At 70.0% G+C, this 12,669-nt stretch carries 12 protein-coding genes; 7 read left to right on the top strand and 5 right to left on the bottom strand.

The window, feature by feature from the left end:
* Nucleotides 1–100: 100 nt before the first annotated feature.
* Nucleotides 101–301: a hypothetical protein gene (locus AMK34_RS26315; RefSeq protein ID WP_038515283.1), complete on the bottom strand. Its 201-nt coding sequence runs from the start codon at nt 299–301 to the stop codon at nt 101–103.
* Between the two features lie 133 nt (nt 302–434).
* Between AMK34_RS26315 and AMK34_RS26310 the strand changes: the two genes are divergently transcribed.
* Nucleotides 435–941, top strand: coding sequence for a GNAT family N-acetyltransferase (locus AMK34_RS26310; protein WP_073847202.1), 507 nt, complete (start codon nt 435–437; stop codon nt 939–941).
* On the opposite strand, the gene AMK34_RS26305 is transcribed toward AMK34_RS26310, so the two are convergent.
* Entirely contained in the window at nt 866–1,801 is a 936-nt protein-coding gene (locus tag AMK34_RS26305) for a DMT family transporter (RefSeq protein ID WP_073847103.1), read from the bottom strand. The two genes, AMK34_RS26310 and AMK34_RS26305, sit on opposite strands and share 76 nt — an antisense overlap.
* Before the next feature lie 390 nt (nt 1,802–2,191).
* Here AMK34_RS26305 and AMK34_RS26295 point away from each other — a divergent pair, with 390 nt between their 5' ends.
* Nucleotides 2,192–4,474, top strand: coding sequence for a tetratricopeptide repeat protein (locus AMK34_RS26295; protein WP_241832856.1), 2,283 nt, complete (start codon nt 2,192–2,194; stop codon nt 4,472–4,474).
* Here the strand turns inward: AMK34_RS26295 and AMK34_RS26290 are convergent.
* Nucleotides 4,471–5,691 (bottom strand): cytochrome P450 family protein, encoded by a 1,221-nt coding sequence (locus AMK34_RS26290; protein ID WP_073847101.1) that lies wholly within the window; start codon nt 5,689–5,691, stop codon nt 4,471–4,473. The two genes, AMK34_RS26295 and AMK34_RS26290, sit on opposite strands and share 4 nt — an antisense overlap.
* A gap of 130 nt (nt 5,692–5,821) precedes the next feature.
* Between AMK34_RS26290 and AMK34_RS26285 the strand changes: the two genes are divergently transcribed.
* Complete coding sequence (locus AMK34_RS26285) at nt 5,822–7,342, top strand: GGDEF domain-containing protein (RefSeq protein WP_241832855.1); 1,521 nt, start codon at nt 5,822–5,824, stop codon at nt 7,340–7,342.
* A gap of 311 nt (nt 7,343–7,653) precedes the next feature.
* Here AMK34_RS26285 and AMK34_RS26280 read toward each other — a convergent pair whose 3' ends face one another.
* Nucleotides 7,654–8,601 (bottom strand): phosphatase PAP2 family protein, encoded by a 948-nt coding sequence (locus tag AMK34_RS26280; RefSeq protein ID WP_073847099.1) that lies wholly within the window; start codon nt 8,599–8,601, stop codon nt 7,654–7,656.
* Nucleotides 8,602–8,711: 110 nt separating this feature from the next.
* Here AMK34_RS26280 and AMK34_RS26275 point away from each other — a divergent pair, with 110 nt between their 5' ends.
* The 4 genes from AMK34_RS26275 to AMK34_RS26260 all read left to right on the top strand — a co-directional run bounded on the left by AMK34_RS26275 (nt 8,712) and on the right by AMK34_RS26260 (nt 12,172).
* A complete protein-coding gene (locus AMK34_RS26275) occupies nt 8,712–9,404 on the top strand; it encodes a response regulator transcription factor (RefSeq protein ID WP_038515289.1) in 693 nt (230 codons plus the stop codon).
* Complete coding sequence (locus tag AMK34_RS26270) at nt 9,401–10,813, top strand: sensor histidine kinase (RefSeq protein WP_073847098.1); 1,413 nt, start codon at nt 9,401–9,403, stop codon at nt 10,811–10,813. Before AMK34_RS26275 ends, AMK34_RS26270 begins: the two co-directional genes overlap by 4 nt.
* A complete protein-coding gene (locus tag AMK34_RS26265; RefSeq protein ID WP_038515291.1) occupies nt 10,810–11,307 on the top strand; it encodes a hypothetical protein in 498 nt (165 codons plus the stop codon). The genes AMK34_RS26270 and AMK34_RS26265 overlap by 4 nt, the downstream gene beginning before the upstream one ends.
* Before the next feature lie 196 nt (nt 11,308–11,503).
* On the top strand, nt 11,504–12,172 hold the full coding sequence (locus AMK34_RS26260) for a hypothetical protein (protein WP_038515292.1): 669 nt from the start codon (nt 11,504–11,506) through the stop codon (nt 12,170–12,172).
* A 9-nt stretch (nt 12,173–12,181) separates the two neighbouring features.
* On the opposite strand, the gene rnhA is transcribed toward AMK34_RS26260, so the two are convergent.
* Entirely contained in the window at nt 12,182–12,664 is a 483-nt protein-coding gene (gene rnhA, locus AMK34_RS26255) for a ribonuclease HI (RefSeq protein WP_038515293.1), read from the bottom strand.
* Nucleotides 12,665–12,669: the final 5 nt, after the last annotated feature.

Here is a 12,669-nt window from a genome sequence, read left to right as displayed (position 1 = left end):
TCAGCCGAGGGAAGGAGTCCTTCACACCTTCCCAAGTACATGAAGGCCCCCTTCCTTGCGTCTAGCGCAAGGAAGGGGGCCTTCATGTACTTGCGGTGCCTCAGGCGGCTTCATCCTCGGTCCGGACCGAGGGTTCCGAATGCAGCCCCAGCATCTCCAGCAGCATCCGGCAGTCCGTCGCGTCGCGGGCGTTCGCGACCACGGCTTCGGTCGCCTTGCGCAGCACCGCCGCCCGCACGGCCGTCGCCCCACCGTCGACCAATTCCTCCACCGGACGCAATTCCTCGAACGGGTTCCCCATGACCCACCTCCGTCGTCCCTTTCGTTGATACCGGATTCCGGCCGGGAAAGCCCCCGCGTTCGTGCGGTCCGGCGGCGCCACGGCCGGTTTCTCCCTAGACTGGCGCCATTCGGACGAGCGGACGGAGCGGGAACTGACCACCGAGTTGCGCGGGGAGATCGTGACCCTGACCCCGGTCACCGAGGCCCACGTCCCGGACCTGCGACGCATCCGCGGCACGGCCGAGGTCGGGGCGCGCTGGGGTTCGGTCGACGACTCCCCCACCTGGCCGTTCGACGACCCCACGACAGCCTGTTTCACGGTCCTCGAAGGGAGCGTCGTCCGAGGCTTCGTCCAGTACGGCGAGGAGGAGGACCCGATGTACCGGCACGCGTCGGTCGACCTCTTCCTTGACCCGGCGGCGCACGGCCGGGGACTCGGCACGGACACCGTCCGCACGATGGCGCGGCATCTCCTGCACGATCGCGGGCACCATCGGCTGGTGATCGATCCCGCCGTGGACAACGACGCCGCCATCCGCTGCTACAAGGCCGTCGGCTTCCGCGAGGTCGGCGTGATGCGCGGCTACGAACGCGACACCGACGGCGACGGCTGGCACGACGGATTGCTGATGGACTTGCTCGCCGAAGACCTCACGTAGCGCGTCAGCGCGACTCCGAGGAGCACCACGGCCATCCCGGCGAGCACCCGCGGGCCGAGGTCCTCGCCGAGCACGATCGCGCCCAGCGCGACCGAGACGACCGGCAGCAGGTAGCCGACGGTCGCCGCGGAGGTCGCGCCTTCGTCGGCGATGAGCCGGTAGTTGAGGTAGAAGGTGACGCCGGTGCCGAAGATCCCGAGTACGACGACGGCGAGCACCGCGGTCACGTTCAGCGGTCCGGCCGGTGCGGCGTCGAAGGGCAGCGCGAGCGCGCTGAGCCCGGTCGCGGTCAGCAGCTGCGCGGCGGAGATCGCGATCGGACCGCCTTCGCCGACGAGTTTCCTTCCCATGTAAGCGAAAGCGATCGCGTAGCTGATGCCGGCGCCGAGCAGGGCCAGCGTCCCCCAGCCCAGCAGGCCGCTCTTCTGCCAGGGCGCGAAGATCAGCAGGATGCCGGCGAAACCGAGGATCAGCCCGCCCACGCGGACCACCGTCAGCCGTCGTTCGGTGCCGATCCCGATACCGATCAGCAACGACCACAGCGGGGTCGTCGCGTTCATCACCCCCGCGACGCCGGAATCGACGGTCAGTTCACCGATGCCGAACAACGCGAACGGCAAGGCGTTGCAGAAGAAGGCGGCGACGAGGAGCCTGCCCCAGATCCGGCGGCCGCGCGGGAGTCGTTGCCCGGCCCAGCGGCTCAGCACGAGAAGGACGGCCGCGCCGAGGGCACAGCGGATGACGGTCACCTGAACGGGCGGCAACCCGGTCAGCGCGAGCTTGATCCACAGGAACCCCGATCCCCACAACAGGGCGAGAACGCCCATCCGGACCAGGGTTCCCGGTGCGCCGATGCTCACTTCGTTCCTTTCGCCGGGCCGCTCGATACCTCTCCCAAGCTGCCTCGGGCGACTCGTCAGGACAAGTGAAAAGATCTACACCGACATTAAGCGGTCCTACATGTTCCGAAAGGGTCCCGGGCGTGGCCGCCGGAAGCGACGGCCACGACCGGTTTCCGAGGAGATCAGCACTCGCCCGGTGTTCGCAAGGCGGAACAGGGCCTGCTCACATTTCGCGGTCGCGCATGATCCACCTCCCTTTCGCCCGGCGCACCGGTGGGGAACGGGCGCGTTCTCGCACAGTTTGGGGGCAGACTTCGCACCCGCGCACACCCGGTGGCCGTGTTGTGACCCAGGCAATGGGAAGGTTGTGGCACGATCTGCCGCGAAGCGGGGAGAAAGGTGCTTCTGGTGACCGAGAATTCCGGTTCGGCCAGATCCGGGGGGACCGGGAAAGCACGCGCGGAACCGAGGCCGGTTTCGACGGCCGCGTCGACGTTCGGCCGCGCCTTGCGGCAACGCCGTCAGGCCCGCGGGCTGGCGTTGCGCGAGCTTCAGAAACTCGCCTATGTCGACAAAAGTCTGATCAGCCGGGTCGAACGCGGCCTCACCCCGCCGAGCGCGGAATTCGCCGAAGCCTGCGATCGCGCGCTCGGCGCGGACGGGACCCTGATCGTGCTCGCCGAGGCCGCCCGCGCGGAACCGTATGTGCATCTTCCCCCGCCGCCTGATCATTTCGTCGGCCGCGAAGACCAGTTGGCACTGCTGGACGAAAAAGTGTTCACCGAAACGGCGAAAGTGGTCTTCGTCGCCGGTCCGCCCGGGGTCGGGAAGACCGCGCTCGTGCTGAATTGGGCGAACCGGCGCCAAGAAGAGTTCGATTGCGTGCTCTGGTCGGATCTGCGCGGCTATGCGGCGGGGTCGCCCGCGCAACCCGCCGACATCCTCGACGACCTCTTGCGCTGCGTCGGCGTCCGTCCCGACCGCGTCCCCGCCGAGGAGCACATGCGGCTCGCGCTCCTACGCGGCCTGTTGCGCGGCCAGCGCACCCTTGTCGTACTGGACAACGCCCTCGACTCGCCCCAGGTGCGGCCCGTCCTGCCCGGCACCCCGGACACCACCGTGCTGATCACCAGCAGGCGACGGCTGTCCGGGCTGGTCGTCGGCAGCGGCGCGGTCCAGGTTTCCTTGGAGCCACTGCGAGAACTCGAAGCGACCCGGCTCATGGCCGACCTCATCGGCGACGAACGCGCGGCGGGTGATCCCGAAGGCGTCGGCAGGCTCGTCCGGCTGTGCGCGGCATTGCCGCTCGCGGTGAACATCGCCGCCGAACGGGTCGCCACCCATCCCCATCAGAGTGTCGGCGACCTCGCCCGCGAACTCGTCGCCGAGGGGCGGCGGCTGGAACTGCTCGCGGTCGACGACGACACCGTCGGCGTCAGGGCCGCCTTCAGCTGGTCGTACCGGGCGCTGGAGGCGGACACCGCCCGGATGTTCCGGCTGCTCGGTCTCCATCCCGGCCCGCGCTTCACCGCGGGTGCGGCGGCCGCGCTCGCCGGGCTGCCCGGGCGCGACGCGCGACAGCTGCTCGACCGGCTCGTGCAGGCGCATCTCGTCCAGCAGGTCGGCGCCGAGTACTACCGGTTCCACGATCTGCTCCGCGTGTACGCCGCCGAAGAGGCCAACGCCGAGCGATGGCGGGACGAGCGGCAGGCGGCGGTCTCCCGGCTGACCCACTGGTATCTGTACGCGGCCAACGCCGCGAGCTGGACGCTGACCCCGGCGCGCGACCACCACATCGATCTGGGTCCCGCGCCCGACGGTGTCGAACCGCTCCGGTTCGCCACGTTCGACGAGGCCTACATCTGGTGCGCGTCGGAGATGCCGAGCATCACCGGTGTCGCCCGGCTGGCACTGGACCACGGGCTGTACGAGGTCGGCTGGCGGCTGCCGGTGGAGTTGTTCGACTACCACCTGCTCGGCAGGCCGTGGCAGACCTGGATCTCCAGTCACGAGGTGGCGATCGAGTCCGCGAAGGCGGGCGGTGACCTCGGCGGGCTGGCGTGGTCGGCGATCAACCTCGCCGAGGCGCACCGGCGGCGCGGCGACCTCGGCCGCGCGCGCGATCTGTTCGGCCAGGCCGTCGAGATCTCCGAGGAGATCGGCGAGAACCCGAGTCTCGGCTGGGCGCTGGTCGGCCTCGGCAACATCGCGCACGAACGCGAGGACTACGCCGAAGCCGTCCGGCTCGCCGAGCAGAGCGTGGAGGTGAACGCGCGGATCGGATACCAGCTCGGCGAAGCGACCGCACGGGTTCATCTCGGCCGCGCCTACCGTGACCTCGGTGAACGGGACCTGGCCCTCGACCACGGTCTGCGCGCCTTCGACGCCTACGCGAAGGACGCCGACCAGCACGGAATGGGTTTCGCGCTGGTGCCGCTCGCCAGGACCTGCCGCCGGTTCGGCGATCTGGACCAGGCGCTCGGGTACTGCGAGCAGGCGCTGACCGCCTACCGCAACTGCGGCGACGTCTGGGGGCAGGCCGACGCGCTCGACGAACGCGGCTGCGCGCTGGCCGCCCAGGGGCACACCGACGAGGCCATGGCCGTCTGGCGCGACGCGCTCCAGCTCGTCATGGACCTCGACGACCGGAAGGCGAACGTGCTGCGGGGCCGCCTCGAAGGCGCCGTCTAGAGCTTCACCGGCAGGTTGTGCAGACCGCGCGTGATCGCGCTCGGCCACCACACGAGCCGGTCCTCCGGCACGGTCAGCGTCATCGACGGCGCGCGGTCGAACAACGTCTCCAGTGCCGCGGACGCCTGCATCCGCGCGAGCGCGGCGCCGATGCAGATATGCGGTCCGACACCGAAGGCGACGTGCCGCACCGGCCGCTCGCCGGGGCGGAAGGCGAGCGGTTCGGGGTGCACTTCCGGATCGCGATTGGCCGCCAGCAACGACAACAGGATCGGATCGCCCGCCTCCATCCGCTGCCCGGCGAGCTCCATCGGTTCGGTGACGAACCGCCAGCTCGTGTTCTGCAGCGGGGTGTCGCGGCGCAGCACCTCTTCGATGACGAGCGTGAGATGCGCACCGTCGGCGCGGGCGCGGGCCGCCTCCTCCGGATGCGTGATGAGGGTCAGCGCGGTGGACGCGATGAGACTGATCGTCGTCTCGTGCCCGGCGATCAGGGAGAGGAACGCCGTCGCGGCGACCTCGTCGTCGGTCAGCTTCCCGGCCGCCTCCTGGGTGAGCAGATCGCTGATCAGGTCCGCCCCCGGTTCCGCGCGTTTGCGGGCGACGACGTCGGCGAGCAGCGCGTCCAGGTCGTCGGTCGCCTTGAGCATCGACGCCATGTCCGTCACGTCGCCCGCGGCGACCACCAGCGCGGGCGGGCGGACCTCGTCGAGCAGGCTTTCCGGGATGCCGATCAGCTCGCAGATCGACCGGATTCCCAAGGGGTACGCGAAATCCTCGACGAGGTCGCCTTCGCCGCGGTCCAGGATCGGGTCGAGCAGTTCGTTCGCGAGCCGATGCGTGCGGTCGCGCATATGCTGCAGCCGCCGCGGGCCGAACGCACCGGCACAGGCCTTGCGCAACCGCGCGTGTTCCTCGCCTTCGACGTTGTTCATATGCCCGATGAGCGTCGGCCGGTGGTCGGCAGGCAGCCCGAGGTTGGCCTTGCGCCAGTGCTCCGCGGCGACGGACGGACATTTGGACAGCCGGGGGTCGGCCATCGCGGAAACGACGTCAGCGTGCCGGGTCAGCAACCAGGTCCAGGTGTCGCCGGGGAGCGGGAGCCGGAACGCCGGCGCGTTGCTCCGAAGCCATTCGTAGGCGGGCGAGGGGTTCCTGTCGAAGTCCGGGCCGAACATCACGGGGACCGCGGCGGCATCGTATGCGGCGTCAGGCATACGAGCCACCATGCCAGCCGCCGGCGGAATCGCGTCCGGCGAACGCGGGTATCGGGCTGTCTCACGCGATCGTCAACGCGGTCCCCCTGTCACCCTCTTGTGGTGACCCAGCAAGATCGAAGCGGGTGCGGTGCGTAACGGGTTGGAGGTGACCCTCGTCAGCGAGTTCGGCAAGCACGACCGTGACGCGGTCTCGGCGCGGCCGCGCGGTTCGCTCCGGGGTTTCGCCGACACCGTCGGCCTCGCCTCCGCCCGCGTCTGGCGGCTGCGTGGCCGCGCCTGGAACACCCTGCGCCATCCGGCGGGGTGGGAGCTGTGGCGCCTGCCGCCCGCGGCGGTCTTCTGGATGCTCGGTACCGAGATCGCGGTCGCGTTTTGGGCGCTCTACAGCGGTTTCAAGGCCTCCGCCACGACGACGGATCTCGTCCGCTTCGGCGTGATCGCGGGCTGCACGATCTGGTACCTCGTCCAGACGCAGCATCCGGAGGAGCAGCGCCGAGCCGACGACCGGCGCGGTGAGCACATCGACCAGACCGCCGTCTGGCTGGGCGGCGCGGCCGTCCTGCTGCCGCCCACCTTGTCGCTCGCGCTGCTGCTGATGGTGCGCGTGCAGCGCTACTCCATCGCGCACAAGGCGATGACGACCTTCCTCTTCACCACCGCCGCGCACGCCGCCTCCATTCTGGGCGTGCACACGATCACCCGGCTGACGTCACTGCACGGCTGGCTCGAATCGGGCACGCTCCCCCAGCGGCCCGGCGACATCGCGGTCGCCGCCGTCGCGCTGCTGGGCGCCGCGCTCTGGTATTTCGCATCGCAGACGCTGTTGATCAGCATCGCGCGCGGCCTGGCGTGGGGCGGCTGGCGGCGGCAGAAGCTGATCGGCAGCTGGGCCGACAACGCGGACTTCGTCTACGCGCTGCAACTCGCCGCGTGCACGACGATCCTCGGCGCGGTCAACATCGCGCTGGTGCCACTGGTGATGATCGGGATCGCGCTGCGCTCGACCCGGCTGTCGCAGGCGCTGGCGGACACGATCGCGCGCAGCCAGCGCGACCGGAAGACCGGACTGCTGACCGAAGACTCCTTCCACGCACCCGCCGCGCTCCGGCTGCTCGAAGACCAGACCGGGCGGCGCCCGACGGCGTTCCTGATGCTGGATCTCGACCACTTCAAGCAGTGGAACGACAAGTACGGGCATTCCGGCGGTGACATCGTGCTCGGCTGTGTCAGTGCCGTGCTGCGGCAGAACACCCGCTCCACGGACGTCGTCGGGCGGTGGGGCGGCGAGGAGTTCTCGGTGCTGCTGCCGGACACCACCCGCGAGGAGGCGATGCGGATCGCCGAGCGGATCCGGGTGGCCGTCGCGAAGACCGCGATCACCGGCCTGACCGAACTCGCCAGCGGGCACGCCACCAACGAACCCCGCGCGGTGGGGCCGATCCACGGCTGCACCGTGTCGATCGGCGTCGGGCTGTCGCCGGAGCACTCGACGGACTACGGCGAGCTCTTCCGCGCCGCGGACGCGGCCATGTACCAGGCGAAACGGAGCGGGCGGAACCGCGTGGTCGTGGCACCCTCCGCGGTTCCGCCTTCGCCCCGGACGCCGACGTCACCCCTGAGCCGGGCCGGCGACTCGCGCCGCGATTGACGCATTTAGTCCTCTGAATGCGTTCACCGAGCGAGGCCGGTCCTTTGCTCAAGGCGCGCGTGCATGTCGCGAAAGCCACTTTCGGGACACCAGACGTCGCGAAAGTGGCTTTCGCGACATGCACGCCACTCCCCCCGGGCCAGCCGACCAGTCCTGGCCGCGACCTGACGTTGCGAAAGCCACTTTCGCAACGTTGAAGGTTGCGAAAGTGGCTTTCGCAACACACCACGCGTAGCGAAGCACCGATGTCACGTACGGGACCCGAACGGTCCCATACGTGACATTCCGGAGCGCCTCCGAAAACCCGAGCGTCAGCGCCGGGTCACGAGGCGGGTCTCGAGCAGGTCGTCGACCACCCGGGTCTCCACGCCGGTCCGCCGTTCGAACGCGGACCCGCTCAGCGGCCACAGCGCGACCAGCACGACACCCCCCGCGGACAGCGCGGCCAGCACCAGCGCGGCGACGAACTGGGCGGCGCCGTCGGTCGCCGTGCTCAGCACCGCGAAGCCGATCAGGACGATGCCGGTCGGCAACACGGCGGCCAGCGCCACCAGGAAGGCGGGCGTGCGGCGCAGGTCGCGACGGCGGGTGGTCAGCCAGGCGGCGAGCAGGCAGGCGAACGCAGCCCCGAGCAGGCAGGCGCCCGCCGTGTCGCTGAGCCGGTGCCAGCCCAGCGCGATGGTCGACGACGCGACCCAGGCGACGGCGACGCCGCCGATCCCGATGATCGCCGGACGGAACCGTTGGGGCAGCACGAAAGCGAGCGCCATCAGGATGGCCATGGCGGCACTGACGTGCCCGCTGGGGAAGCTGTTGTGCCCCGGCCCGCGGCCGCCGTCGGGCAGTTCGGGCCGGACGAGGACGTAGAGCTTGAGCAGTTGCGCGGCGACGAGCGGGAGCACGAGGACGCTCAGCGCGGGGATCAGGAGACCGGGTTTGCGCCGGAGCAGCGCCAGGACGACGAGCCCGATCCCGGCGGCGCCGATCACCAGCACCATGTCCTGGTCGCGCAGCGGTCCCGCCCAGTCCATTGTGGACCACTGACCGGACTGCGCGCTCCGGACGACGCCGTTCTCCGCGAGCTGCCCGGCCGACGTGTGCACGAACAGCACGTAGGTCACGACGAACGCGGCGGCCAGTCCCAGTCCGGTGGCGAGCTGGAACACGGCCCTGGACAGGGTCCGCCTGGTCTCGGCGTGCCGTCCCGGCAGCGGACGGCGGGCGGGGGTCGGCTTCGCTTCGTGGATGAGTAGGGCCATGGGTCCCACTGTCCCCACGCCGTTTCGCCGTGAGGTCCGGACAATGTCATGGTTCTGCTACAAGATCGAGCCGAGTCGCACACGCGCGGAGACATCCGAATAATGGCGGCGTGGCAAGTGTCCTTGTGATCGAAGACGACGCGTCCGTGCGGGAGGGGCTGGAACTCGCGCTGCGACGGCAGGCGCACACCGTGTACACCGCCGAGAGCGGCGAGCTCGGGCTGGAGAAACTGCGGGTGTTCCAGCCCGACATCGTCGTACTGGACCTGATGCTCCCCGGCATCGACGGCTTCGAGACCTGCCGCCGCATCCGCTCGGCGGGCGAGGTGCCGATCATCATGCTCACCGCCCGCAGCGACGACTTCGACATCGTGGCCGGGCTGGAGGCGGGTGCCGACGACTACGTCACCAAGCCGATCGAGCCCCGCGTGCTCGACGCCCGGATCCGGGCGGTGCTGCGGCGGGCGGTGAGCGAGAAGCCCGCGAGCGACGCAGCCGCCGCCGGGGAACGGCACGGCGGCCTGGTCATCGACCGGGCCGGGCTGGTGGTCACGAAGAACGGAGAGCCGGTCTCGCTGACTCCGACCGAGCTGAAACTGCTGCTGGAGCTGTCGCGTACGCCCGGCCAGGTCTACAGCCGCCAGCAGATCCTCTCCGCCGTCTGGGATCACGACTACCTCGGCGACTCCCGGCTGGTCGACGCCTGTGTCCAGCGGCTGCGCGCGAAGATCGAAGACGTCCCCGCGAAACCCGAACACGTCCAGACCGTCCGCGGCTTCGGGTACCGGTTCGGCCGTTCATGAGGTGGCTTTCCGGGCTGCGGCCGCGGCTCATCCTGGCGTTCGCGGCGATGACGATCATCGGAGCGGCGGCCGCGGCGGGGGCCAGTTACGTCTCGGCCCGGAACGCGATCCTCGAGGCGGTGCAGGACGCGGCGATGAACCAGCTGAAGGACCGGGTCGCCGCCTACGGCCGCCCGCTGTCCACGCCGCCGACCCAGGAGCAGCTCAACGATTTCGCCGGCAGCCTGCGGTTGAACGCCGTCGCGGTCTACAGCGACCTGCGATCGGCCAACGGCCCGGATCTCGCCACGTTCTCCCCCGAGTTGCGCCAGACCGTCGCGAACGACTTCCGCATCCAGTTCCAGCGCGTCGACCGCGGAAGCATTCCGGAGCTGCTGGTCGGGCTGCCGGTGCTGGCCAGGCAGCCCGACGGGGCGATGAGGAACAGCGGCGTCGAGGTGTACTCGCTCACCTCGCTCGTGCAACAGCAACAGGCCATCGACGAACTCGCGAAATCCGCCTGGCAGACGGCCGCGCTGGTCCTCCCGCTGGCCGCGGCGCTCGCCCTGCTCGCGGCGAGGCAGGTGCTCCGGCCGGTCCGGGCGCTCAACACCGCCGCCGCCCAGCTCGGCGAAGGCAGGCTCGACGTCCGGCTGCCCGCCAAGGGTTCCGACGAACTGGCCGAACTGGTCACGACCTTCAACAATACCGCCGCCGAACTGGAGCGCACGGTCGGTGAGCTGAGAGCGATGGAGGCCGACGCCCGCCGGTTCGTGGCCGACGTCTCGCACGAACTCCGCACGCCGCTGGCGGCGATGAACGCGGTCACCGACGTGCTCGACGAGGACGCGGAGGCGCTGCCGCCGGACACCGCCGTCGCGGCGCGGCTGGTCTCGGGTGAGACCCGGAGGCTGACGCGGCTGGTGCAGGACCTGGTCGAGATCTCCCGGTTCGACGCCGGCCGCGCCGAACTCGTGCTCGACGAATGGGATCTCGCGACGGCGATCCGGGACAGTCTCGACGCCCGAGGCTGGCGCGACGGCGAAGACCTGGTCACCGACCTGCCGGAGGGCGTTCTCGCCCGCGTGGACCGGCGGCGGCTCGACCTGATCGTGGCCAACCTCGTCGGCAACGCCTTCCGGCACGGCGCGGCCCCGGTCGAGGTCCGGCTGCGCGCCGACGGCGACGGCGTCACCCTGGCGGTCGAGGACCGCGGGCCCGGGATCGATCCGCAGGTCCTGCCGCATGTGTTCGACCGGTTCACCAAGGCCGACACCGCCCGCGCCCGGTCCGAGGGCAGCGGGCTGGGCCTGGCGATCGCGCTGGAGAACGCCCGCCTGCACGGCGGCGACATCACCGCGGCCGACACCGGGCACGGTGCCCGGTTCGTGCTGCGCCTGCCGCACCTGCCCGAAGGAGGGACGCGATGAGGAAGCCTCGCGTACTGCTCGCCTTCGCGGCCGCGACGCTCGTGGCCGCCTGCGGTGTCCAGCCGACCGGTGTCGTCCCGGCCGGGCCGGGGCCGTCGATCCGCGCCACCACGGGGCCGAACGTCCTCGGCGGTCTGACGCTGTACTTCGTCTCCGACGGCCGGGTCATCCCGGTGACCCGGCCCACCGAAGGGTTCATCTCCCCCGAGGGCGCGGTCACGCTGCTGCTGCAGGGACCGACGGACCGGGAAGCCGCGCAGGGACTCACCACGTTCGTCCCGCCGGAGCTGGGCAAGCTCCGGGTCTACCCGGGCGACCCGTCGAGTCTCGCGCTGCCGTACTCGATGCGCAAATTGTCCGATCAGGCCATCAATCAGCTGGTCTGCACCGTGATCGCGGCCTCCGCGGCCACCGGCCGGGCGCCACAGTCCAAGGGCGTGAACGTGATCTCGCCGAACGAGGACGTGTACTTCCAATCCTGCCAGCCGAACTGAATTCGTCACTCACCGTGCTCACATAAAAGCACTTCTCGTATCTGTACGGGCGTGAGCCTCTTTTGGTTCAACGATCAAGGTAACTGTGGGCGAACACACTCGGGCGTGACATTGCCGTGTCCTTTTCGTAATGTTGCCCGGAGCTCGCGGCCCCCGACGCGAGTTCCCGTCCCCGAAGTGGTGAGTGATCAGAGAAATGGCCGGCAGACATCGCAAGATCAAGGCTCCGCAGTGGAAGCTCCCCGCGGGTATCGCGGCAGCGGTCGCCACGGCGCTCCCGGCGTCGATGTGGCTGACCTCCGCAGGTTCCCCTGACGTCGAAGCGGCCAGCGCCGCGCTCGCGTTGAAGGCTCCCCCGGTCTCCAGCGTGACTCCCCCGCCGTCTACCAGCAGCACCCCGCCCTCCAGCACAAGTACCCCGCCCCCGTCGACCTCCTCGGCTCCCCCGAAGCCGACGACGTCGACCAAGGCCCCCGCCCCGGTGAAGAAGACCGTTCCCGCCGCGACGGCGTGTTCGACCAGCCTCGCCGGCACCAAACCGCACGTGGCCCAGGTCGGCAACCACGTGAAGGCCAAGTTCGGCGTGAAGAACGTCGGCGGCGTCGCCGGCCGGGCGAACGCCAGCGACCACCCCTCCGGCCTGGCGCTGGACTTCATGGTGGACACCGCCACCGGCAACGCCATCGCCGAGTACCTTCTGGCCAACCAGAAGGACTTCGGTATCACGTACGTCATCTGGCGCCAGCGCTACAACGACGGCAGCGGCTGGGACACCATGGAGGACCGCGGCGGCGCGACCGCCAACCACATGGACCACGTCCACGTCTCCTTCGCCAAGAGCGCGAAGGTGAACGTCAGCTGCTGACGACTTCGTTCAACGACGCCGAGCGGACCGCTCGCCGGGCTGGATCACGGGTCGGCCCACGACCTCTTCCACGCCTTTGACGGCGAGCCGGTCCGCTCGCTCGTTCTCCGGATGCCCCGCGTGGCCCTTGACCCAATGCCACTCGACTTCGTGCCGTGAAGCGGCTTCGTCGAGACGGCGCCACAGATCGGCGTTCTTGACCGGCGTCTTCGCCGACGTCATCCAGCCGTTGTTCTTCCAGTTCCGGACCCAGCTGGTGATGCCGTTCCGGACGTAGGTGCTGTCGGTGTAGATGTCCACCGTGACCCGGCGCTTCAGGCTTTCCAGCGCCTCGATCGGCGCGGTCAGCTCCATCCGGTTGTTCGTGGTCGGACCGGGATCCCCGCCGTAGATCTCCTTCTCGACGGTGCCGTACCGCAGCACCGCGCCCCAGCCTCCCGGGCCGGGATTCCCGCTGCACGCGCCATCGGTGTAGATCTCGACTTCCGCCACCGGAA

Origin of the sequence: Amycolatopsis sp. CB00013 (assembly GCF_001905755.1) — a bacterium.
Classification (GTDB): Bacteria; Actinomycetota; Actinomycetes; order Mycobacteriales; family Pseudonocardiaceae; genus Amycolatopsis; species Amycolatopsis japonica.
This window is presented reverse-complemented; position numbering and strand designations above follow the sequence as displayed.